The organism is Herbaspirillum robiniae (assembly GCF_002213415.1).
In the GTDB taxonomy this organism is placed as follows: Bacteria; Pseudomonadota; Gammaproteobacteria; order Burkholderiales; family Burkholderiaceae_D; genus Herbaspirillum; species Herbaspirillum robiniae.
The window spans coordinates 19,528-43,386 of record NZ_NJGU01000015.1; the positions used below are offsets into that span (position 1 = coordinate 19,528).

Annotated in this window: 14 protein-coding genes; 9 read left to right on the plus strand and 5 right to left on the minus strand. The window is 67.1% G+C overall.

Going from position 1 to position 23,859, the window contains the following annotated elements:
- The first annotated feature begins 7 nt into the window (after positions 1-7).
- From tssK to CEJ42_RS21925, 7 genes are all read left to right on the plus strand, one after another.
- Positions 8-1,396, plus strand: a complete 1,389-nt coding sequence (gene tssK / locus CEJ42_RS21895) for a type VI secretion system baseplate subunit TssK (RefSeq protein ID WP_079217144.1) — start codon at positions 8-10, stop codon at positions 1,394-1,396.
- The gene (locus CEJ42_RS21900) at positions 1,396-2,085 is read left to right on the plus strand and encodes a DotU family type IV/VI secretion system protein (protein ID WP_088752547.1); all 690 of its coding nucleotides are present in this window, start codon (positions 1,396-1,398) and stop codon (positions 2,083-2,085) included. Before tssK ends, CEJ42_RS21900 begins: the two co-directional genes overlap by 1 nt.
- Positions 2,082-6,011, plus strand: a complete 3,930-nt coding sequence (locus tag CEJ42_RS21905) for a type VI secretion protein IcmF/TssM N-terminal domain-containing protein (protein WP_088752548.1) — start codon at positions 2,082-2,084, stop codon at positions 6,009-6,011. Before CEJ42_RS21900 ends, CEJ42_RS21905 begins: the two co-directional genes overlap by 4 nt.
- Before the next feature lie 15 nt (positions 6,012-6,026).
- Positions 6,027-8,153 (plus strand): ATP-binding protein, encoded by a 2,127-nt coding sequence (locus CEJ42_RS21910; protein ID WP_088752549.1) that lies wholly within the window; start codon positions 6,027-6,029, stop codon positions 8,151-8,153.
- Positions 8,153-8,887 carry a response regulator transcription factor gene (locus CEJ42_RS21915; protein WP_088752550.1) on the plus strand — a complete coding sequence of 245 codons (735 nt, stop codon included), beginning with the start codon at positions 8,153-8,155 and terminating at the stop codon, positions 8,885-8,887. The genes CEJ42_RS21910 and CEJ42_RS21915 overlap by 1 nt, the downstream gene beginning before the upstream one ends.
- A 37-nt stretch (positions 8,888-8,924) precedes the next feature.
- Positions 8,925-10,523 (plus strand): type VI secretion system protein TssA, encoded by a 1,599-nt coding sequence (gene tssA / locus CEJ42_RS21920; RefSeq protein ID WP_243397924.1) that lies wholly within the window; start codon positions 8,925-8,927, stop codon positions 10,521-10,523.
- A gap of 1,027 nt (positions 10,524-11,550) precedes the next feature.
- Positions 11,551-13,056: a SulP family inorganic anion transporter gene (locus CEJ42_RS21925; protein ID WP_088752551.1), complete on the plus strand. Its 1,506-nt coding sequence runs from the start codon at positions 11,551-11,553 to the stop codon at positions 13,054-13,056.
- Positions 13,057-13,175: 119 nt separating this feature from the next.
- Here CEJ42_RS21925 and CEJ42_RS21930 read toward each other — a convergent pair whose 3' ends face one another.
- The 5 genes from CEJ42_RS21930 to CEJ42_RS21950 form a co-directional block, all read right to left on the minus strand.
- Complete coding sequence (locus CEJ42_RS21930; protein WP_088752552.1) at positions 13,176-13,679, minus strand: DUF1993 domain-containing protein; 504 nt, start codon at positions 13,677-13,679, stop codon at positions 13,176-13,178.
- Positions 13,680-13,834: 155 nt separating this feature from the next.
- A complete protein-coding gene (locus tag CEJ42_RS21935; protein ID WP_088752553.1) occupies positions 13,835-15,352 on the minus strand; it encodes an efflux transporter outer membrane subunit in 1,518 nt (505 codons plus the stop codon).
- Positions 15,353-15,383: 31 nt separating this feature from the next.
- Positions 15,384-18,599: an efflux RND transporter permease subunit gene (locus CEJ42_RS21940; RefSeq protein ID WP_088752554.1), complete on the minus strand. Its 3,216-nt coding sequence runs from the start codon at positions 18,597-18,599 to the stop codon at positions 15,384-15,386.
- A gap of 93 nt (positions 18,600-18,692) precedes the next feature.
- A complete protein-coding gene (locus tag CEJ42_RS21945; RefSeq protein WP_088752555.1) occupies positions 18,693-19,904 on the minus strand; it encodes an efflux RND transporter periplasmic adaptor subunit in 1,212 nt (403 codons plus the stop codon).
- Between the two features lie 10 nt (positions 19,905-19,914).
- Positions 19,915-20,784, minus strand: a complete 870-nt coding sequence (locus CEJ42_RS21950) for an alpha/beta hydrolase (RefSeq protein WP_243397925.1) — start codon at positions 20,782-20,784, stop codon at positions 19,915-19,917.
- A gap of 405 nt (positions 20,785-21,189) precedes the next feature.
- On the opposite strand from CEJ42_RS21950, the gene CEJ42_RS21955 reads away from it, so the two are divergent.
- Both CEJ42_RS21955 and CEJ42_RS21960 read left to right on the plus strand, forming a co-directional pair.
- The gene (locus tag CEJ42_RS21955) at positions 21,190-22,209 is read left to right on the plus strand and encodes a LysR family transcriptional regulator (protein ID WP_079217133.1); all 1,020 of its coding nucleotides are present in this window, start codon (positions 21,190-21,192) and stop codon (positions 22,207-22,209) included.
- 624 nt (positions 22,210-22,833) lie between these two features.
- Complete coding sequence (locus tag CEJ42_RS21960) at positions 22,834-23,844, plus strand: AraC family transcriptional regulator (protein ID WP_079217132.1); 1,011 nt, start codon at positions 22,834-22,836, stop codon at positions 23,842-23,844.
- Positions 23,845-23,859 lie beyond the last annotated feature (15 nt).

Here is a 23,859-nt window from a genome sequence, read left to right on the forward strand (position 1 = left end):
CGCCGCGATGGAAGACAAGAAAGCGATCTACTGGCACCAGGGCATGTTCATGCAGCCCCAGCATTTCCAGATGGCGGACCTGCACGGCCAGTTCAGGAACAAGCCGCTGATGGAGTCCGGCCTGCCGCATTTCTGGGGCGTGGGCGAACTGGAGCTGTCGGCCTCGGCCGCGGCCAACCGCAGCATCGAGATCGAGCGCGCCCAGCTGCTCTTTCCCGACCGCAGCTACATCGAATATCCCGGCAATGCCGCCATCGCCCCGCGCTCCTTCGACAGCGCCTGGGTCGAGGGCGACAAGCCCTTCACCGTCTATCTCGGCATCCGCAAGCTGAGCGCCCAGGAGAAGAACGCCACCCTGGCCGACTCGCTGGCCGATGCCGCCGCGGCGCCGACCCGCTTCGCCTCGCTGGGCAATCCGCCGGAGGTGCCTGACCTGTACTCGGACGGACCGCCGTCCCAGGTGCGCACGCTGCTGCATGTGGTCAAGGTGTTCTTCGAGACCGAGCTGGAGAACCTGGGCGACTACGACCTGATCCCGATCGCGCGCCTGGTGCGCGACGGCGACGCCATCAAGCTGGCCGACAACTTCATCCCGCCGTGCTACACCCTGGGCGGCTCGGACGTGCTGATGCGCACCATCCGCGACATCCGCGACGAGCTCTCCGGCCGCACGCGCCAGCTGCAGGAGTACAAGAGCCCGCGCGAGATGCAAAAGGCCGAGTTCGACGCCAGCTACATGGTGTTCCTGCTGGCGCTGCGCTCGTTGAACCGCGCCAGCCCTTACCTGTTCCACCTGACCGAAACGCGCCAGGTGCACCCGTGGATGGCTTATGGCGCGCTGCGCCAGCTGATCGGCGAGCTGAGCTCGTTCTCGGAGCGCTTCAACATGCTGGGCGAGGCCGCCGACGGCACCCCGGGCCTGCCGCCCTACGACCATACCGAACTCAACAAATGCTTCTCGCGCGCGCACGCGCTCATCAGCAGCCTGTTGAACGAAATCACGGTCGGCCCGGAGTTCCTGGCCATCCTCGAATACCGCGACGGCCTCTACGCCGGCGAGCTGCCGCATACCTTCTTCGACCGCCGCAACCGCTTCTACCTGGTGGTGCGCACCGAGCAGGATGCCAAATGGGTGACCGACTCGCTGCAGCACGACGCGCGCCTGGCCACGCCCGAGGATATCTCCGGGCTGGTGGCGCACGCGCTGCCGGGGCTGGAGCTGATCCACATGCCGGTGGCGCCGCAGGGGCTGCCGCGGCGCGCCTATTCCTACTATTTCCGCATCGAGCAGGTCAGCCAGTTGTGGGATTCGGTCGAGCGCCAGGGCGGCATCGCGCTGCAATGGCTGGACGCGCCGGAAGACATGAAGGCTGAAATCGTGGTGCTGAGGCGATGATGAGACTGGTCGACTGCTTCATCCCCCTGCTGGCGCAGATCCGCCAGTTCCAGCGCCAGCCGGGCGGCGACCCGGTGGCGTTGTCGGCGCAGCTGGACGCCGCCATCGGCGTCGCGCGCCGCGCCGGCCACGACGCCGGTTACGCCGATGCCGACATCGAGGAAGCCCTGTTCTCGGTGGTGGCGCTGGCCGACGAGAGCATCATCGCGGCTGACTGGCTGGGGCGCGGCGAGTGGCAGCGCCGCCTGCTGCAGCGCCGCTACTTTGGCGTGACCAACGCCGGCGTGGCGTTCTACACGCGACTGGAGGCGCTGGGCGCGGCGCAACTGGCGGTGCGCGAAGTGTATTTCCTGTGCCTGGGCCTGGGGTTTGCCGGGCGCTACGGTTACGACCGCAACCAGAAGGCGCTCACCGACATCAAGCGCGCCAACATGGAGCTGCTGCTGCAGGGCAAAGACGGCCTGCCCGGCGAGGCCGGCAAGCTGCTGTTCCCGGACGGCTACGGCGCCGCGCTGCAGCCTGAGGCGGCCGAGAAGAAGCCGGTGCGCAGCCGGCGTCGCTGGAAGCTGTCCTCCTTCTCCTTCAACGCCATGATCATCCCGCTGGTCGTGTTGCTGGTGCTGTATGGCATCTACCACGTCATCATCTGGCAGCTGGTCGACGCCATCCTGCCGCAGATAAGCATATGAAGACATTAGGCAAGATCTTGTTGTGGCTGGTGCTGCTGGCCCTCCTCGGGCTGGCGTGCTGGGGCGCGGCGCTGTACATGGAATGGCCGTTGTGGGTGGCGCTGGCGATCTTCTGCGGCGTCATCGGCTGTTATTTCCTAGTGAAGTTCCTGCGCCGCGTGTTCATCGTCATGCGCTCGCGCAGCAAGCTGGCCCAGCAGGACGTGGCCGCGCGCAGCTCGGTGGCGCAGGCCGCCACGCCCGAGGCGCTGCTGCGCCGCAAGTGGAAGGACGCCATCGCCACGCTGAAGAATTCCAGCCTGCGCCGGCGCGGCAATCCGCTGTACGTGCTGCCCTGGTACATGGTGGTGGGCAAGTCCGGCACCGGCAAGACCACGGCGCTGACGCGCGCGCGCCTGTCCTCGCCGATCCAGAAGGTGAGCCAGAGCCGCCCGGTGGAGCAGACCCAGAACTACGACTGGTGGTACTTCGACCAGGCGGTGGTGATCGACAGCGCCGGCCGCTACGTCGACGCCCAGGACATCGACGCCGACCGCAGCGAGTGGGAGCTGGGCCTGGACCTGCTGGCGCGCTATCGTCCCAAGGACGGCATCGACGGCCTGGTGCTGGCCATCGGCGCCGAGCGCCTGGCGCAGGTCTCCAAGGACGAATTGATCGAAGAAGGGCGGGTGGTGCGTGCGCGCATCGAGCAGCTGATCCAGATGTTCGGCAAGCGCTTCCCGATCTACGTGCTGGTGACCAAGTGCGACCAGCTCTACGGCATGGAAGAGTGGGCCGGCAAGTTGCCCGAGAACGCGCTGGAACAGGCCATGGGCTATCTCTCCGAAGAGATCCATGGCGAGCGCAGCGAGGCGCAGTTCCTGGACGGCGCCTTCGCCAGCATCGGCGCGCGCCTGCAGCAGCTGCGCGTGGCGCTGGTGGCGCGCTCGGCGGCCGCCGCCGGCGATGCGGTGCAGCCCGAGCTGCTGTTGTTCCCCAACGAACTGCAGAACCTGCGGCCCAAGCTGGAGATGTTCCTGCACGCCTGCCTGGCCGACAATCCCTACCTCGAGCGTCCCTTCCTGCGTGGCCTGTTCTTCTCCAGCGGGCTGCAGGAGGGCGGCGCGGTGTCGTCGGTGCTGGGCAGCATCCTGCCGCCGGTGCCGCCGCATCCCAATGCCAACGCCGGCCTGTTCCTGCACGACTTCTTCGGCCGCATCCTGCCGCAGGACCGGTTCGTGTCGCGGCCGGCCGAGCTGGTCAACCGCTGGCGCCAGGTCACGCAGAACATCGGCGTGATGGCCTGGATCCTGATCGCGGTGGCCATCGGCATCATGATCACGGTGTCCTTCGTCTCCAACATGGAGACGGTATCGCTGGTGCGCGAGAAACGGCCGTTCGACGCGCATTTCACCGGCAACATCGAACAGGACATCCCGGAATTGCAGAAGGTGAGCGACGCGGTGCAGCTGGTGGAGCGGCGCAACGAAAACTGGAAGACCGAGTGGATGGTGATCGCCACCAACATCGACGACCTGGAAGACAAGCTCAAGCGCAACTACGTCAGCAACTTCCGCAAGTACATCCTGCCCATCACCACGCAGAACTACCGCGACGATTTTGAGCGCGTGCAGACCAGCGATCCGGACAAGGAATTGCCGCGCCTGATCCGCAACCTGGTGCGCTACACCAACCTGGTGCAGGCGCGCGTGCGCGGCGCCGACCGCGAAGGCCTGAAGCAGCTGCCGCAGCTGGCGCACATCGTGCGCTACACCCCGCAGCAGTACCAGCAGTTGAATGAGCTGCGCCTGTCGCACCTGGCCTGGACGCCGCTGACCGATCCCTACCTCACCGACCGCCTGCGCCAGGACCAGGCCACCATCGACCGCGTGGCCTATGCCGATGCGCAGATGAGCTGGCTGGCCGGCCTGGTGCGCGACAACGGCCCGGGCGCCGCGCCGGTGACCGCGGCCGACTTCTGGAGCGGCAGCCTGGGCGGCGACGCCGCGGCCCAGCAAGGCGCCAACATGGTGCCGGCCGCGTTCACCCGCGCCGGCAAGAAGGAGATCGACGAATTCCTGACCGAGATGGAAAAGGCGGTCGAGGACGGTCCCAAGTTCCTGATCCATCGCGCCGCCTTCGAGAACTGGTATCGCGACCAGCGCATCCTCACCTGGCAGCGCTTCGTCGCCAATTTCGGCGGCGCCGAGCGCGCATTGAAGGGCGAGAGCGAGTGGCGCGCCGCGCTGGGCGGCATCACCGGATCGCAAAGCCATTACTACCGCGTGATCGATCGCCTCAACGACGAGTTCCAGGATTACGACGCCAAGGACCTGCCCGGCTGGCTGCTGCTGGCGCGCGAGTTCAAACAGCTGCGCGGGCAGGTGGTGCGCGCGGGGCTGGCCAGCCAGACCGTGGGCCGCGCCGTGCAGATGGTGGACTCCATCAACGCCGTGGGCGGCCAGGCGGTGCGCGAAACGCTGGGCGGCGCACCCGGCTCGGGCGGGCAGATCCTGCGCAACAACATGTCGGCGGTCGATACCCTGGCCAAGTACCAGGACGAGATCGGCAAGCTGGCCGCCGACGCCGTGGTCGGTTCCGGCAAGGCTTACCAGCTGGCGGCGGACTTCCACCAGTTCGGCGTGGACCCGGCGGTGAAGTCGTCCGGCGCCCACGTGGCCACCGGCGCGCTGGTGCAGCTGCGGCAGCTGATGGGCCACCGCGAGGCGGCCGACGACGGGGTGTGGAAGCTGATCGAGGGCCCGCTCAACTTCACGCTGACCTACATCGAACAGCAGGCCTCGTGCGAGCTGCAGAAGGACTGGCAGTCCAAGGTGCACTGGCCGCTGCAGACCGCGCCCGACAAGGCCGCCATGCTGGACCAGCTGTACGGCGCCAAGGGCTCGGTATGGGCCTTCGTGGATGGCATCGCCAAGCCCTTCCTGGAACGCGACGCGCGCCGCTTCCGCATCGTCGAGACGCTGGGCTACAGCGTGCCGTTCACCGACGCCTTCCTGCCGACCCTGAACGCGGCGGTCGACAAGCGCGTGGCGCAGCTGGTCACCCAGCAGCGCCAGGAAGCCGACAAGGCCGCCGAGCAGCTGCAGACCCAGCAAGACCAGCTGCAGGCGCAGCAGGACCAGGCCCAGATCGAGCGCACCCAGGCCGAGATCAAGCAGAAGACCGACGCGCTCAAGGCCCAGGCCATGCAGCTGTCGATCACGGCCCAGCCCACCGGCGTCAATGGCGGCGCGCTGTCCAAGCCGTTCGAGACCATCCTCTCGGTGCAGTGCGCGGCCGGCGCGCAACTGCTGGACAACTACAACTTCCCGGTCAGCGTCGCCTTCCCGTGGGCCTTCGGCCAGTGCGGCGAGGTCAGCCTGCAGATCAAGATCGACACCCTGGTGCTGACCAAGAAGTATCCGGGCGCCATGGGCGTGCCGAACTTCCTGCGCGACTTCCGCGGCGGCGTGCGCCAGTTCGCCGTCGACGAGTTCCCGGCGGCGAAGGAGGGGCTGGATGCCCTGAACGTCAAGCAGATCACGGTGCGCTACAACTTCGAGGGCCAGGACGCCATCGTCAGGACCGCGCAGCAGCTGGAGGCCTACGACAAGCTGGACAAGGAAGCCGTGCAGGAGAAGCAGAAGCTGCAGGACGAACAGTTCAAGCGCTCGCAGGAAAACATCCAGGCCAAGCTGGCGGCGCAGACGCCGCGCGTGGGCGGCCTGCGGATCGAGCCGTCCAACGAGGTGTTCTTGCCGCCGCAGATCGGCGCCTGCTGGGACCGCAACGCGGTGAAGGACCGTTCGCAGAACATGCAGTCCATCATCAACGAGCTGGTCAACAACCAGGTCTCCTTCGATGCCGTGAGCGCCGGTGCGGCCGCGAGCAAACCGGCGGCGGCCGCCCCGGCGGGCGCGGCTGCGGCGCCGGGCCGCAAGCCATGATGCGGATGTCGCGCCATGGCTGAGATCTCCGCGCCAGCGGCCGCGGGCACCGACTGGCCGCGCACCCTGGCCGCGGCCGTGGTGTGCGGCATCCTCTATTACCTGGTGGCCAGCCCGGCCGCCAACATCGCCCAGAGCACCACGCTGGCGGCCATCGCCTGGCCGGCGCCGACCTTCATGATCGCGCTGCTGTGGCACAAGCCTGCGCGCGAGTGGGCGCCGTCGCTGCTGGCAGTGTTCGTGGCGATGATGTTCGTGGGCGACGAGGACTGGCTGCCGGTCGCCACCGACGCCGGGTTTGCGCTGCTCAACGTGGCCGAGATCGTCGCGTGCGTGCTGGTGGGCCGCCGCTTCGTGGCGCGCGACGGCCAGATCGACACGTTGCGCCGGCTCTCGCGTTTTCTGCTGTTGCTGCCGCTGGCGGTGATCCTGGTGGTCGCGGCCATCGGCGCCACGCTGGCGGCCTCGGCCATGCACGGCGACTGGTGGGCCGAGTGGCGCACGCTGATGGTGGGCAACGGCCTGGCGATCCTGGTGCTGGTGCCGGCCTTCCTGGCATGGGCGCGGCCGGCGCGGGTGCAAGCCGGCGGCGACCGGGTCGACCTGCCGTCGCTGCTGGGCGTGTTGACGGTGGTATGCGCGCTGCTGGCCAGCGTGACCTTCGATTTTTCGGAAGAAGTGCTGCGCGTGCTGCTGTCGCTGGCGCTGGCCGGCGCGGCGCTGTACGGCGGCATGCGCAGCGCGGCGCTGACCATGAGCGTGTCGGCCGTGCTGGCGGTGCTGCTCACGCTGTACGACCTCGGCCCTTATCGGCAGGACGGTCTGGACAGCACCTGGCGCCTGCAGATCGACCTGGCCGGCCTGGCGGTGCTGACCTTCTTCATCGCGGTGGCGGTGCGCGAGCGCCAGGCGCTGTCGGCGCGCATGGAGCAGATGCGCCGCTTCGAGTCGCTGGGCCTGATGGCCGGCGGCATCGCGCATGACTTCAACAACGTTTTAGGCGCCGCCGGCGGTTATGCCGAGCTGGCGCACGAGCGCCTCGGCCCCGGTTCGGCGGCCGAGGCGCCGCTGCAGGAAGTGCTGTCGGCCGTCTCGCGCGGGCGCGAGCTGACCGAGCAGATCCTCTTGGCCGCGCGCCGCGGCGACCGCCAGCGCGCCGTGCTCGATCTGCGCGCGCCGGTGGCCGAGGCGGTGCGGCTGGCGATCCCCTTGTGCCGCGCGGGCGTGACCATCGAATTCACGCCGCCGGCGCAGCCGCTGCCGGTGCGCGCCCACCCCGGCCAGATGACGCGGGTGGCGCTGAACCTGGTGCGCAACGCCAGTCAGGCCGCGCGCGGCAAGGTGACGGTCAGCCTGCATGCCGGCCTGGCGCCGTCCGGCCCGCTGCTGGTGGGCGATGCGCCGCCCGAGCAGGCGATCTGGCTGGAAGTGGCCGACGACGGCACCGGCATCGCGCCGGAGCACATGCCGCGCCTGTTCGATCCCTTCTTCACCACGCGCGGCGGACCCGGCGGCAAGGGTACCGGGCTGGGGCTGGCGATCGTGGCCGGCATCGCCACCGAACACGACGGCGGCGTGGCCGTGTCCAGCAGCCCCGAAGGCACGCGCTTTTGCCTGTTGCTGCCGGCCGATGCGCAGGCGGCGGCGGAGTTCGTGCCGGCAGCCTCGCCGGTGATCGCTCAGGAACAACCTGTAGTGCAAGACGCGCTAGAGGCCGGAGAAGCAGAACAACCGGACGCGCCGCTGGGCAACGGCGAATGCGTGTTCGTGGTCGATGACGACCGTGCGCTGCGCGAGCTGTGCGAAGACCAGCTGGCGTCGCTGGGTTTCGAGCCGGTCGGGTTCGACGATCCGCAGGAGGCGCTGGCTGAGTTCGCCGTCGAACCGCTGGCGGTGGACCTGCTGGTGACCGACCTGGACATGCCGCAGATGCAGGGCGACGTCCTGATCGCGAAGGTGCGCGCGCTGCGCGCCGACATGCCCGCGCTGCTGTGCTCCGGCAACAGTCGCCTGGACGGCCTGGCGGCGGCGCTGGCGGTGCCGGCGCTGCCCAAGCCTTTCGATCAGGCCGGCTTGCGGCGCGCTATCATAGCGGCGCTGCGGGGCAAGCAAAAAAGCAAAGACAGGGAAGAGGAAAGCTGATGAGTACCACACAATCGCCGAAGATCCTGGTCGTGGACGACGACCATTCGATGCGCCAGCTGCTGGTGGAATACCTGGCCGGGCACGGCATCAATGCCGACAGCGCCGGCGACGGCGCCGAGGCGGTGGCTGCGGTCAAGGACAAGACCTACGACCTGGTGCTGCTGGACCTCGGCCTGCCCGACATCGACGGCGCCGACCTGGCGCGCCGCTGGCGCGCCGAGACCGCCATGTCCATCATCTGCATCACCGGCCGCAACGAAGAGGCCGACATGGTCATGGGCCTGGAGCTGGGCGCCGACGACTACATCACCAAGCCGTTCTCGCTGCGCGAGGTGCTGGCCCGCATGCGCGCCGTGCTGCGTCGCGCCGGCCAGAACGCGCAAACTCCGGTCACGCGCGGCAAGCATCCGCGCGCCTACCAGTTCGGCGGCTGGAACCTGAACCTGAACACGCGCCGCCTGGCCGCGCCGGACGGCCGCAACGTCAGCCTGACCAATGCCGAATTCAACCTGCTGGTGGTGTTCTTGAGTTCGCCGGGCCGCATCATCTCGCGCGAGAAGCTGCTGGAGAGCACGCGGGCCTTCGACGACATCTACGACCGCGCCATCGACGTGCAGATCCTGCGCCTGCGCAGGAAGCTGGAAGCCGATCCCAAGAACCCGACGCTGCTGCGCACCGAGCGCGGCGCGGGCTATTTTCTCGATACCGAGATCGAGACCTTGTGGGGCTGAGCCCCGCACTCACTGATCCCCCGACGACGACGCCAACGTGGACCTGACCCAACTCTCCAGCCTCGGCAAGCAGCCGATCAGCGATGCCCAGCCTGCCGGCCGCGACGTGCGGGAGGAAGGCGAGTTCGACCTGCTGCAAAACGAGATCGCCAAGATGTCCAATCCCGCCGCCAGCAGTTCGGTGGACTGGACGCAGGTGGTCGCGCAGGCCGCGACGCTGACCGGCGCCAAGGGCAAGGACATCATGGTGGCCTGCTACCTGGCCGGCGGCCTGCTGCAGACTGAAGGCCTGCCGGGCCTGGCGGCCGGATTGCAGGTGCTCGACGAGATGCTGCAGGCCTATTGGGACACGCTGTATCCGCCGCTGGCGCGCCTGCGCGCGCGGCGCAACGCGCTGCAGTGGCTGATGGACCGGATCAGGGCGCATGGCGACGAGCACGACTGGTCGTCTTTCCCGCCCCAGGATGAGGAACTGGTCACGGCGCTGCGCGAGCGCTTGAAGTCGATCGACGCATTCGTCGCCGACAAGGATGCCGAGGCGCCGTCGTTGCGGCCGGCGATCTCGCAGGTGGGCAACCTGCTGGTCAAGGAAAGTGCGCCGCCGCCGGCGGCAGAGCCGGTCACCGCTGCGCCGGTCGCCGCGCCACCGACATCTGCGTCGGCGGCATCGTCCTCCCCCATGGCGTCGTCCGCGCCGGCGCAAGCCGCGCCTGCGATGGCGGCGCTTGCGGGCGGCCCGGTCGATTCGCCGGCGGCGGCCGAGGCGGCCGGCGCCGAGGCCCTCCAGCGCCTGGCGGACATCGCCCAGTGGCTGGGTGAGGGCGAACTCAACCAGCCGCCGGCCTTCCGTCTCAACCGCATCGCCGCCTGGGGCGGCATCGAGCAGCTGCCGCCGGCCACCGGCGGCAAGACCAACCTCCCCGGCCCCGTGCCGCAGGTGCTCGATGCCTTGAAGACCATGCAGAACCGCCAGGCCTTTGACGACCTGGTGCGATTCGCCGAGGCGCAACTGGCGGTTTTCCCGTTCTGGCTGGATATGAACTGCGTGGCCGCGCAGGCGCTGGAGCGCATGGGCGGCGCTTATGACGCCGCGCGTCGCGAAGTGTGCGGCGCCAGCGCCTGGCTGGTCACGCGCCTGCCGGGCATCGAAGACCTGGCCTTTTCCAACGGCACGCCGTTTGCCAGCGCCGACACCCGGCAATGGCTGCAATCGCTGGGCACAGGCGGCGCCGGTGCGGGCGCGGACGGCGCGGCGCGCATGGATGCGGTGCAGACCGCCGGCGGCAACGCCCGCGCATTGGCCGCCGACGGCAACCTGGCCGGCGCCGCCGAGCTGCTGCAAAAGGCCATCGGCCAGAGCGCCGCGCCCGCCGCGCGCCTGCAATTGCGCGTGGCCCTGTGCGAACTGCTGCTGGCCGAACGTCCCGGCGCCAGCCTCGACGCCTTTGCGCGCGCGCTGGTGACCGAGGTCGACCGCTACTGCCTGACCGAATGGGACCCGCCATTGGCCGCATCCGCCTTGCAGGCGGCCTGGAACGTGCTGTCGCGCAATGACGAACTGAAGACCGAGACCGATGGGCTGCTGGCGAGGCTGGTGGCGATCGATGCCGGGGCGGCGGTCAGGCTGGTGACTTGAGGTTTTTTTTCACTGCGCCTTCATCCTGATGAAAGTCAGGATCCAGCGTTGTTCCAACTGTCATCGAGGCATGACCAAAGCCGCTGGATCCCGGCCTTCGCCGGGATGACGGGTAGAGGGATAACTTCGAACAATCGAGGGCTCAAGCTCCTCACTCCTCCGAACACCGAGGGCTCAAGCTCCTCACTGTCCCCGTCATCCTGACGAAAGTCAGGATCCAGCGTCGTTCAACGGCCGTCGCGGCATGACGAAAGCCACTGGATCCCGGCCTGCGCCGGAATGACAAGTAGAGGGATAACCTCGAACAGCCGAGGGCTCAAGCGCCTCACTCCTGCGAACAACCGAGGGTTCAAGCTCCTCACTCCTCCGAACAACCGGGGGCTCAAGCTCCTCACTGTCCCCGTCATCCTGACGAAAGTCAGGATTCAGCGTCGTTCAACGGCCGTCGAGGCATGACAAAAGCCACTGGATCCCGGCCTTCGCCGGGATGACAGGTAGAGGGATAAGCTCGAACAGCCGAGGGCTCAAGTTCCTCACTCCTCCGAACAACCGGGGGGCTCAAGCCCCTCACTGCCCCGTCATCCTGACGAAAGTCAGGATCCAGCGTCGTTCAACGGCCGTCGAGGCATGACAAAAGCCGCTGGATCCCGGCCTTCGCCGGGATGACAGGTAGAGGGATAGCCTCGAACAGCCGAGGGCTCAAGCGCCTCACTCCTCCGAGCACCCGAGGGTTCAAGCGCCTCACTACCCCATACGCACTTCCAGCCACATTTGCTGCATTGCGATAAAATACCGCCTTCACCGCATGGCCATCCCGCCGGGAGTTGCCGGTCATGCAAGTTCCCGAACTTCCCTAGCCTGACCGATGTAGCCAGCCGCCAGATACCCGTCCGTCGTCCGCATCCCGCGCCTTCCCAGGGGAAACCCCGCCCGCATGCGCATGCGATGCGCAACGGACCCGTTCCATGCCGCTGCTTCATTCCGATTTTCTTCACGCCGCGCCGATCGCGCCGGCGTATGCACGATCATGACTATGACCAACTCCGCACCTGCGTCGCGCCTGCGCGACCTGCGCCAGAACTTCCTCGCCGGGCTGACCACTTCCTTCGCCCTGGTGCCCGAATGCATCGCCTTCGCGCTGGTGGCGCAGCTCAATCCGCTGATGGGCCTGTATGGCGCCTTCTTCATCTGCACCATCACCGCCATTTTCGGCGGCCGGCCCGGCATGATCTCGGGCGCGGCCGGTTCGATGGCGGTGGTGATCGTGGCGCTGGTGGTGCAGCACGGCGCCCAGTATTTCCTCGCGACCGTGGTGCTGTCAGGCCTGGTGATGCTGCTGTTCGGCGCGCTGCGGCTGGGCAAGCTGGTGCGCATGGTGCCGCATCCGGTGATGCTGGGCTTCGTCAACGGCTTGGCCATCGTGATCGCCATGGCCCAGCTGGAACACTTCCGCCATGACACGCCGTCCGGCCCGCAATGGCTGCAGGGCTCGCAACTGGCCATCATGCTGGGGCTCACGCTGCTGACCATGCTGGTCACCTGGCTGCTGCCGCGCGTGACCCGCGCGGTGCCGCCGGCGCTGGCGGCCATCCTCGGCGTGGGCGTACTGACCCAGGTATTGAACGTGCCCACGCCCACGCTGGGCGACATGGCGAAGATCGCCGGCGGCCTGCCGCTGTTCCATTTCCCCGAGGTACCGCTGAACCTGGAGACGCTGAAGATCATCGCCCCCTACGCGGTGCTGATGGCCATCGTCGGCCTGCTGGAGACGCTGCTCACCTTCAACCTCACCGACGAGATCACCGCCAGCCGCGGCCAGGCCAACCGCGAATGCCTCGCGCTGGGCGCGGCCAACGTGGTCTCGGGCCTGTTCGGCGGCATGGGCGGCTGCGCCATGATCGGCCAGACCATGATCAACCTGGGTTCCGGCGGCCGCTCGCGCGTCTCCGGCGTGGTGGCGGGCGTGATGATCCTGCTGTTCATCCTGTTCCTGTCGCCGGCGATCGAGCGCATTCCGCTGGCGGCGCTGGCCGGCGTCATGTTCGTGGTGGCGCAGGAAACCTTCGCCTGGGGCTCGCTGCGCGTGCTGGGCCGCGTGCCGAAGAACGACGCCATCGTGATCGTCGCCGTGACCGTCATCACCGTGTTCACCGATCTGGCCGTGGCGGTGCTGTGCGGCATCGTGATCGCCGCGCTCAACTTCGCGTGGCAGCATGCGCGCGAGATCCGTGCCGAAGTAAGCGATGCGGGCGATGGGGAGAACAAGGTGCGCACCTATGTGCCGCATGGCACGCTGTTCTTTGCTTCCGCCGCGCATTTCCTGGAGTTGTTCGATCCCAAGCGCGATCCGCGCCAGGTGGTGCTGGATTGCCGGCACCTGCGGCTGGCCGATCACTCGGCGATTGCAGCGGTGCAGACGCTGGATGAACGTTATGCCCGCCTCGGCAGCGTATTGCAGGTGACCGGCCTGTCTACCCGTTGTCGCAGCTTGTTACAGCGCGCCGGCATCGAGCCGGCGACAAGGCAGGCTTGACGCTTCCTGGGTGCCCATAAAAAAAAGCCCGCCAAAGGCGGGCAAGTACCACGGGAAACACGGTTCGCAACCGGCCGGCGTCGCACAGGACGCCGGCCGGTTTTGCATTCGGGAGAGGCTTACAGGCCGAGGTAGTCCAGCTTGCCGAGCTTGACGCCCTTGTGACGCAGGATGCCGTAGGCGGTCGTCACGTGGAACATGAAGTTGGGCAGGCCGAAGTGGGTCAGGTAGGTCTGGCCGCTCATCTTCTGTTCTTCGCCGCGCAGCATCATCTTCACCTCGCGCTCCTCCTGGCCGTCGATGGCGTCGGCGGGGATGCCTTCGAGGAAGTGGATGGTCTTGTTGATGCGCGCCTGCAGCTCGTCGAACGTGACTTCGTCGTCCGGGAAGTTGGGCGCGGCCAGGCCCGAGAGGCGGCTGGCGGTGGCCTTGGCGGTGTCGCTGGCGCGCTGGATCTGGGCCGACAGCGGGAACATGTCGTCGAACAGGCGTGCGCCGATCAGGTCGGTGGCTTCCAGCTTGTGTTCGTCGACGTGCTGTTCGGCCTTGTCGAGCAGGGTGGACAGGGTTTGCAGGCCGCGGATCATGACCGGGACGCTGACTTGGTGCAGGGTGATGGACATGGGGTTCTCTCTATCTCTTCAATGGGTTGGCGTAGGCGTCGTGCATCGTGTGTGCACGCGATTTCTCTGTTTGTTCAAAGCGCTCAAAGTGTTCAAAGACGGCGACGGCATGACAAACGGCGTGTCGTCCCGGCTTGCGCCGGGACGATACAGGCTTACTTCGACGACAACTGCGTCGCCGCCGCAGGCGCCGTACCCCAGCCGCCGCCCAGCGCGCGGATCAGGTTCACGGTGGAGCGGGCGCGTTCGCCGTCCAGCGTGACCGAGGCGCGTTGCTGCTGCAGCACGGTGCGGTCGGCGTCGATCACGCTGAAGTAGCTGACCGCGCCTTCCTGGTATTGCGTGTGCGACAGCTTGGCGGCGCGCGCCGAGGCGGCCACGGCTTCGTCCTGGGCGCGGCTCTGGTCGCCCAGGATGCGCAGGTTGGCCAGGTTGTCTTCCACTTCGCGGAAGGCGTTCAACACCGTGCCGCGGTAGGTCGCCACCTGTTCTTCATAGCTGGCGCGGGCGCGGTCCACGCCGGCCTGGCGGCGGCCGCCGTCGAAGATCGGCATCGACAGCGCCGTGCCCACCAGCGGGCCCAGCAGGAAGGTGCGGCTGGACCAGTTGAACAGGTCGCCCAGTTGCGCCGACTCGTAGCCCAGGCCGCCGGTCAGGTTCAGCGCCGGGAAGAAGGCCGACTTGGCTACACCCACGCGGGCGTTGGCGGCAGCCATCGAACGTTCGGCGGCGGCGATGTCGGGACGACGTTCCAGGAGCGTCGACGGCAGGCCGGACGGCACGGCCAGGCTGATGCGGGTGAGTGGCCGGGCCGGCAGCGCAAACTCGGCCGGCGTGCTGCCCAGGAGGATGGCCAGCGCGTGTTCGGCGGTGGCGCGCTGGCGGGTGATGCCCAGCGCTTCCGATTGCGCCGAGGCCAGCTCGGACCTGGCGCGCGCCACGTCGACTTCGCTGATGTCGCCTTCGTCGAAGCGGCGCTGCACCAGGCGCAGCGACTCCTGGCGCAGCTTCACGGTGCCGGTGTAGAGATCCAGCGCCGCGTCCAGTTCACGCACCAGGAAGTACTGCTGGGCGACGTCGGCCTGCAGCGCCAGCAGCACCGAATGGAACAGCGCTTCGCTGCGCTGCGCGTCGGCGGTGGCGGCATCCACGTTGGAGGCGACGCGGCCGAACAGGTCCACCTCATAGGAGATGTTGGCCTGCGCGCGGTACAGCGTGAACGGCTGGGTATTGGCGTCGGCCGGCAGGCCTTGCGAGGCCGGCGACGGGCGCTGGCGGGTGGCGCCGATGCCGGCGTCCACCTGCGGGAAGTAGCCCGAACGCGCGTCCTTGGTCAGCGCGCGCGCCTGGCCCAGGCGGGCGGCGGCGGCCTTCAGGTCCTGGTTGGCCTGCTGTGCGCGGTCTTCCAGGGCGTTGAGGCTGTCGTCGCCGAAGATCTTCCACCATTCGCCGCGGGCGATGTCTTCCGACGGTTGCGCGGCTTTCCATTGGCTGCCGTTTTCGCCGACCTGCGGGCCGGCTTCCTTGAAGGCGGCGGGCGTGTCGACGGCGGGGCGCTCATAGGTCGGCGCCACCGAGCAACCGGCCAGGATCAGCAGCGATGCCAGCAGGGCCGAGCCGATACCTAAGTAACGAGTAGGACGCAGCAGGGAATTCATGTTGATTGCTTTCATTTTCTTGCTCCAATAATCGTCTGGCCGGAGATCAGCGGTCGTCCTGCGAACCCGGTACGGCGTGGGCCACGTGCGAGCCTGCGGTCATCGGCGCTTCGTGGTGCGAGGCCGAGTGCAGCGCGCGGCGGTCGATGGTACGCAGCAGCACGTAGAACACCGGGGTCAGGAACAGGCCGAACAGCGTCACGCCCAGCATGCCGAAGAACACCGCGATACCCATCGCATAGCGCATCTCCGAACCGGCGCCGGTCGAGGTCACCAGCGGCACCACGCCCATGATGAAAGCGATCGAGGTCATCAGGATCGGACGCAGGCGCAGGCGGCTGGCTTCGATCGCGGCCTGCACGGCGCTGCGGCCCTGCATTTCCAGTTCGCGGGCGAACTCCACGATCAGGATCGCGTTCTTGGCCGACAGGCCCACCAGCACCATCAGGCCGATCTGGGTGAAGATGTTGTTGTCGCCGTTGGTCAGCCAGACGCCGGTCAGGGCGGCCAGGATGCTCATCGGCACGATCAGGATCACCGCCAGCGGCAGGGTCAGGCTTTCATACAGCGCTGCCAGCACCAGGAACACCAGCAGCACGCTGATCGGGAACACCCACACGCCGGCATTGCCTGCGAGGATCTTCTGGTAGGTCAGGTCGGTCCATTCGAACTTCACGCCGCGCGGCAGGGTGGCGGCAGCCACGCGTTCGGCCGCGGCCTGCGCCTGGTCGGACGAGTAGCCGGGCGCCGGGCCGCCGTTGATGTCGGCGGCGGTGTAGCCGTTGTAGCGCACCACCATTTCCGGGCCGAAGGTCTGCTTGACCTTCACCACCGAGGACAGCGGCACCATTTCGCCGGCGTCGTTGCGGGTCTTCAGCTGCAGGATGTCCTCGGCCTTGGCGCGGAAGGGCGCGTCAGCCTGGGCCCGCACCTGGTAGACGCGGCCGAAGCGGTTGAAGTCGTTCACGTACAGCGAGCCCAGGTAGATCTGCATGGTGTTGAACACGTCGGTCACCGGGATGCCCAACTGCTTGGCCTTCACGCGGTCGAGGTCGACGTCCAGCTGCGGCACGTTGATCTGGTAGCTCGAGAACATCGGGCCCAGCGCCGGTTCCTTGGCGGCGGCGGCCATGAAGGCCTTGGCTGCCTTGTCCAGCTCGGCATAGCCGACGGCGTCGCGGTCTTCGATCTGCATCTTGAAGCCGCCCAGCGTGCCCAGGCCCATCACCGGCGGCGGCGGGAAGACGGCGGTGAAGGCTTCCTTGATGCCGCCGAACTTCTTGTTCAGCGAAGCGGCGATGGCGTTACCCGACAGTTCCTTGGACTTGCGTTCCTCGAAGGGCTTCAGGCCCACGAACACGATGCCGGCCGAGGAGCTGTTGGTGAAGCCGTTGATCGACAGGCCGGGGAAGGCGATCGCGCTCTGCACGCCGGGTTCCTTCAACATGATGTCGCTCATCTTGCGCATCACTTCTTCGCTGCGGTCGATCGAAGCGCCGTTGGGCAACTGGGCGAAGGCCACCAGGTATTGCTTGTCCTGGCCCGGCACGAAACCGCCCGGCACGATGTAGGAGATGCCCACGGTCGCGGCCAGCAGCACCGCGTACACGCCCATGGTGGCGCCCTTGCGCTTGATCACGCCGGTCACGCCGGTGCCGTAGTTGTCGGAGGCGCGGTTGAAGAAGCGGTTGAAGCGGATGAAGAAGCCGCCCAGGAAGCGATCCATGATGCGGGTCAGCCAGTCCGGCTTCTCGCCGTGGCCCTTCAACAGCATGGCGGCCAGCGCCGGCGACAGGGTCAGCGAGTTGAAGGCCGAGATCACCGTCGAGATGGCGATGGTCATGGCGAACTGCTTGTAGAACTGGCCGGTCAGGCCGGTCATGAAGGCCAGCGGCACGAACACGGCCACCAGGGTCAGCGCGATGGCGATGATCGGGCCCGACACTTCCTGCATGGCGCGGTAGGTCGCTTCGCGCGGCGTCAACCCCGCCGAGATATTGCGCTCGACGTTTTCCACCACCACGATGGCGTCATCGACCACGATGCCGATGGCCAGCACCATGCCGAACAGCGACAGCGCGTTGATGGTGTAGCCGAAGCCCAGCATCAGCGAGAAGGTGCCGATGATGGAGACCGGCACGGCCAGGAGCGGGATCACCGAAGCGCGCCAGGTCTGCAGGAAGATGATCACCACGATCACCACCAGCGCGATGGCTTCGAGCAGGGTGTGCACCACCGCTTCGATGGACGAACGCACGAACTGGGTCGGGTCATAGACGATGCTGTACTCGACCGACTTGGGGAAGTCGGCGGAGAGCTCCTTCATCGCCTCGCGCACCTGCTTGGAGACGTCCAGCGCGTTGGCGCCGGGCGCCTGGAAGATGGGGATGGCCACCGCCGGCTTGTTGTCCAGCAGCGAGCGCAGGCCGTATTCGGATGCGGCCAGTTCCACGCGGGCGACGTCGCCCAGCTTGGTGGTGGCGCCGTCCGGCGAAGCCTTCAGGATGATGTCGCGGAACTCGGCTTCGGTCTTCAGGCGACCTTGCGCGTTCACCGACAGTTGCAGCGGCACGTCGGGCGAGCTGGGCGACTGGCCGATCACGCCGGCGGCGACCTGCACGTTTTGTTCGCGGATGGCCTTGACCACGTCGGAGGCGGTCAGGCCGCGCTGCGAAACCTTGTTCGGATCCAGCCACACGCGCATGGCGTAGTTGCCGGAACCGAACAGGCCCACTTCACCCACGCCCTGGATACGCGCCAGGCGGTCCTTGACGTTGAGCACCGCATAGTTGCGCAGGTAGGTGGTGTCGTAGCGGTTGTCGGGCGAGATCAGGTGGACCACCATGGTCAGCGTCGGCGACGACTTCAAGGTCGTCACGCCCAGGCGCTGCACGTCTTCAGGCAGGCGCGGCAGCGCTTGCTGCACGCGGTTCTGCACCAGCTGCTGGGCCTTGTCGGGGTCCACGCCCAGGCGGAAGTTGACGGTGATGGTCAGGTTGCCGTCGCTGTTGGCCTGCGACTGCATGTACAGCATGTTTTCCACGCCGTTGATCTGCTCTTCCAGCGGCGAGGCCACGGTTTCGGCGATCACCTTGGGGTTGGCGCCGGGGAACTGCGCGCGCACCACCACCGAGGGCGGCACCACTTCGGGGTATTCCGAGATGGGCAGCTGGAACATGGCCAGCACGCCGCCCAGCAGCAGCAGTATCGACAGCACGCCCGCGAAGATCGGGCGGTCGATAAAGAATTTAGAGATGTTCATGAAGGTTCCTTCAGCTTTTCGGAGATGCAGCTATCCTGGCCGCGGCATCCCGCAGCTTGTTTTATCCGTGATGGCTAAGTCGTTTGCGGTCGATCAGGCTTTGCCGTCGGCCGGCTTGCCGGCGTCGGCGCTCTTGGCCTCGGTCTGCATCGGCACCACGGTCGGGGCGATGGCGTCGCCCGGACGGATGCGCTGCAGGCCGTTGACCACGATGCGCTCGCCCGCCTTCAGGCCGCTTTCGACGATCACCAGGCCATCCTGGGTAGCGCCGGTGTGCACCTGACGGTAGTTGGCGTGGTTGTCCTTGTCGGCCACCATGACGAAGCGCTTGTCCTGGTCGGTGCCGACCGCCTTTTCATCGATCAGCACGGCGTCGTGCGGCGCGCCGCCGCCCAGGCGCACGCGGGCGTACAGGCCCGGCAGCAGCTGGCCGTCGGCGTTGTCGAACACGGCGCGCACGCGGATGGTGCCGGAGGCGGTATCCAGGCGGTTGTCGATCGAACCGACGCGGCCCTTGCGCGAGTAGCCGTCTTCATTGGCAAGTCCCAGGTCGACCGGCACGCTGGTACCGGCGGCGCGCGCCGGGTTCACGTACTTCAGGAAGCTCTGTTCGTCGACGTCGAAGGAGGCGTAGACCTTGGCCACCGACACCAGCGTGGTCAGCGGGGCGCCGGCCGAACCGGGGTTGACCACGTTGCCCACCGTGACTTCGGCGCGCGAGATGCGACCGGCGACGGGCGCCGTGATCTGGGTGTATTCCAGGTTCAGGCGGGCCGCGCGCAGCGCGGCCTTGGCGGCGGCCACGTTGGCGGCGGCTTCGCGCGAGGCGTTCTGCTTCTCTTCGAAATCGCGCTTGGCAATCGCGTTGTCGCCCAACAGGCGCTGGCCGCGGGCCAGGTCGGAGGCGGTGTAGCCGGCGCGGGCTTCGGCGCCGGCCAGCTGCGCTTCGGCGCGCGCGACTTCAGCGGCGTAGGGGCGCGGGTCGATGGTGAAGAGCACGTCGCCCTTCTTGACCAGCGCACCGTCCTTGAAGTGCACCTGGGTCAGGGTGCCGCCCACCAGCGGACGCACTTCGACGCGGTCGACCGCTTCGATGCGGCCGGAGTAGGCCTGCCAGTCGACGATCTGGCGGCTGACCACTTCGGCCACGTCGACCGGCGCCGCTTGCGGGGCGGGGGCGGCGTGGGCGTCGGAGCTGGCCGAGATGCCGATGGCGGAAATGGTGCCGCCGACCGTCAGGGCGATGACGGCCAGCACGGTTGCTGTCAGGGCGAAGCGTTTGCGCAGTGTAGTAGGGCTGTTCATGTTCTTGTCCTCAGAGAGTGGGAGATGGTTGCAGGTTGAACGGGGTGTAGTCGGTGTTGTTGTCATCGTCGCGATGCCCGCGGGCGAAGCGGCAGCGCAGGAAATTCACGATTTCTTTCAGCAGCGGGATATGCGTACGCAGCGCGCCGTGCGTGATGCCGGCAAAGCGCGACACTTGCGTGTGCACGCCGGCCAGGATCAGGCTGGACGCATATTTCTCGGCCTCCGGGCACAGCACGTCGCGCTCGGCGGTGGCGATGAAGGCGGCCGGCAGGCCCGCCAGGCGGCTCACTTCCAGCGGCGCGGCATATGGGTGCAGGCGCTGCATGGTCTGCGGCAGGTACTGGCGGTAGAAGGCGGCGCACTTTTCGGCGGTCAGGTCCGACTTCAGGCGGGCGGCGTCGCCCACCATGCGCATGCTGGGGTCGAGCATGGGGCTGATCAGCACCTGCGCGGCCAGCGGTTTCTGGCAGCGGTCGCGCGTCATCAGCGTCAGGCTCACCGCCAGTCCGCCGCCGGCATCGTCGCCGGCGGCGACCATGCGGTCGACGTCGACGTTGAGTTCATCGGCGTTCTTGCAGGCCCAGACGGCGGCGGCGTAGGCGTCTTCCGGGGCGGCCGGGAACGGCTTGGCCGGGGCCAGCGAATAGCCGACCGACAGCACCACGCTGTTGCTGTAACGGGCGATGAAACTGGCCGGCGCGTCGGCGTCGTCCAGCGAGCCGCCGACGAAGCCGCCGCCGTGGAAATACATCACCAGCGGGCGTTTCTCGCCGTCGGCGGCCTCTTGCGGCGCCGGGTCGTAGAGACGCACGGGGATGCGTCCCAGCGGGCCGGGAACGAAGAAGTTGCGGATGTTGATCGAATGCGAGCCTTGCATGATGAGCGCCTGGGCCGAAGCCACCTGTCCTAAGTTGAAGCGGATTGTGCGCCACAGCACGGTCTCAAATAAACACATATAATCCAACAACACTGTTCGCCAACTCCGAACAATCGCGGCATCAATATTCGTCAGAATACGGCCCAAGAGGACGCTGAAGACGAGGTCGACGCCGCCGGTCAGGGCCTTCGACAGCCGGTCCCAGCCCTGCGGGAGAAACTTGAATTTATTCTCCGTTGGCGTAATTTGTAGGGAATTGCCATGGTGTTCGCTGCAATAAGCGTTCAGCCATCCAGTCAAGGCAAGCCGGCGCGCCGGGGGCGGCGCGCTGTGCATACCGGCATTGCATGCGCCCCCGCTTGCCGCCCCGGCGCCAGCCGAACGGGCGGCCCAAAGGAGAGAGCGATGGACCGTTTTCAGGCCATGCAGGTGTTTACCGCTGTGGTGGATGCCAACAGTTTCACGCGAGCGGCGGACAATCTGAACCTGCCGCGCACCACCGTCACCACCATCATCCAGGGTCTTGAAGGCATGCTGCGCGTGCGCCTGCTGAACCGCACCACGCGCCGCATCAGCCTGACGCCCGACGGCGCCGCCTACTACGAGCGCTGCGTGCGCATCCTGGCCGACGTGGCCGAGACCGAGCAGTCGTTCAGCAACGTCACGCGCGGCCCGCAGGGCCGGCTGCGCATCGACGTGCCGGCCTCCATCGGCCGGCTGATGCTGTTGCCCAACCTGTGCGACTTCTATACCAAGTACCCGGACATCGAACTGGTCATGGGCATGGGCGACCGTCCCGTGGACATGGTCCAGGAGGCGGTCGACTGCGTGATCCGCATCGGCGAGCTGCAGGATTCGTCCATGGTCGCGCGCCGCATCGGTACCTTCCAGACCGTCACCTGCGCCGCGCCGTCCTATCTCGAGCGCCACGGCGTGCCGCACACCATCGAAGACCTGCAAAGCCACAAGTCGGTGCACTACTTCTCCAGCCGCACCGGCCGCACCATCGACTGGGACTTCGTGGTCGAGGGCGTCACGCGCGAGGTCAAGATGGACGGCAAGCTCTCCGTCAACGACGGCGACGCCTACGTCGAGTGCGCGCTGCAGGGCTTCGGCATGGTGCAGGCGCCCTTGTACATGGTCATGCGCCATATCGAAGAGGGCCGCCTGGTCGAGGTGCTGTCGCAGTGGAAGCCCTCGGCGCTGCCGATTTCCGTGGTCTACCTGCACAACCGCCATCTCTCGCCCAAGGTGCGCGCCTTCGTCGACTGGGTCGCCGAACTGTTCTCCACCTGTCCGCTGCACAAGGCCTGCACCATGGGCATGGAAATGGTCGAGGGCGAGTGCCGCTTCGTTACCAAGGACGAGCCGACCACCGTGCGCAACGTGGTCGAACAGCACAACATCGCCGAGAGCGTGTTCTGAGGGCTGTTTTCCAATCGGGCTGGTGTGATGCATCGCTGGCCTCCTTTGCTTGCTTCAGTTTGCTCGCGCCGGCACTGCTCCCCGCAGGCCGCGCGAGGCGGTCCGCGTGAATCGGAAAAGCGTCATCCCCGCCGGCGCGATGTCGGTGAAGATCCTGGAAATCGGGTTTGAAGAAGCGGCGCGCTGGTCTGTGCCGGGTATGGATGTAGCAGGTGCTGCGGGTGCAACGGGTACTGCGCGGCGGCCGTCATGGCCGGGGTCGATGGCGTGGCTGCGGTGCTCGCCCTGCAGGCGGCCGGCACGGATTCCATCGTGAATTTATCGCTCTTGGCGTGACGAGATTATGCTGGAACGCAGCAAATGTTTCGTGCCGAAAGCTGCGGATTTCCTGCCTGATCCTGCAAATGGGCGACAATTGGGCAGTTTTGAGGCTCCGCCTTATTATTGAGCTCTTCCGCGGTCTTTTGATGAAAAGCAGGCTGTGGCAGGCATGATCATCCCCGCTACGGATCGCGAGCATACCTAATCCTGCTAGATTTTTGCCTATTCCTGCGAGTGTGTGGGCGTAGAATCGGGCAAATCGCCTGGTTGCGCTAAGCTGGCACCTCATTGAAAGGAAGCGTCATGGACCTGAACGAACACGCCGTCTTCGAACCCGCCGCCGGTTCAGTCGAGCCTGCCGCCCACGCCCTGCCGGTCATCGCCGGCGACGACGGTGACGATGCGCGCTTCGTCGCCATGCAGCGCGAGCTGCTGCACCTGATCGGCCGCTATACCGAAGGCATCGAAGGCACGCTCGCCACCGCCATCGAGGGCCTGGACATCTACCGCATCACCTGCCCCACAGGCCCCAAGCACGCGGTGCAAAAACCGGTCTTCGCGGTCATCGCCCAGGGCTCCAAGCGCCTCTTCATCGGCGACGAAGTCTACGAATACGATCCCATGCACTATCTGGTGGCCTCGGTCGACCTGCCGGTGGTGGGCAAGGTGACCGTCTCCAGCCCGGAAGAGCCCTATCTGGGCTTGCGCCTGGAGCTGGACACCCGCGAGATCGGCGCGCTGATCGGCGACGAGCACCTGCCGCAGGCGATCGCGGCCGACACCGCCGCGCGCGGCATGTACGTCAACCGGCTCGACGCCGAGTTGCTGGACGCGGTGCTGCGCCTGTTGCGCCTGCACGAGTCGCCGCGCGACATCCCCATCCTGGCGCCGATGATCCGGCGCGAGATTCTTTATCGCCTGCTGATGAACGGCCAGGGTGCGCTGCTGCGCCAGACCGTGCTGCAGGACAGCCAGATGAACCGCATCGCCAAGGCCATCCGCCTGATGAAGGACGGCTACGACCAGCCGCTGCGGGTGGAAGACATCGCGCGCGACGTGCACATGAGCGTGTCCTCGCTGCACCATCACTTCAAGCTGGTGACGGCGATGAGTCCGCTGCAATACCAGAAGAACCTGCGCCTGCAGGAAGCGCGCAAGCTGATCCTGACGGCCGACATGAGCGTGGCCATGGCCGCGCACACGGTCGGCTACGAGAGTTCCTCGCAGTTCAGCCGCGAATACAGCCGCCTGTTCGGCGCGCCGCCGCTGCGCGACAAGCGCCGCTGGCTGGAAGAGGAAGCGCCGGTGCTGTGAGGCGCCGCCGGCAGC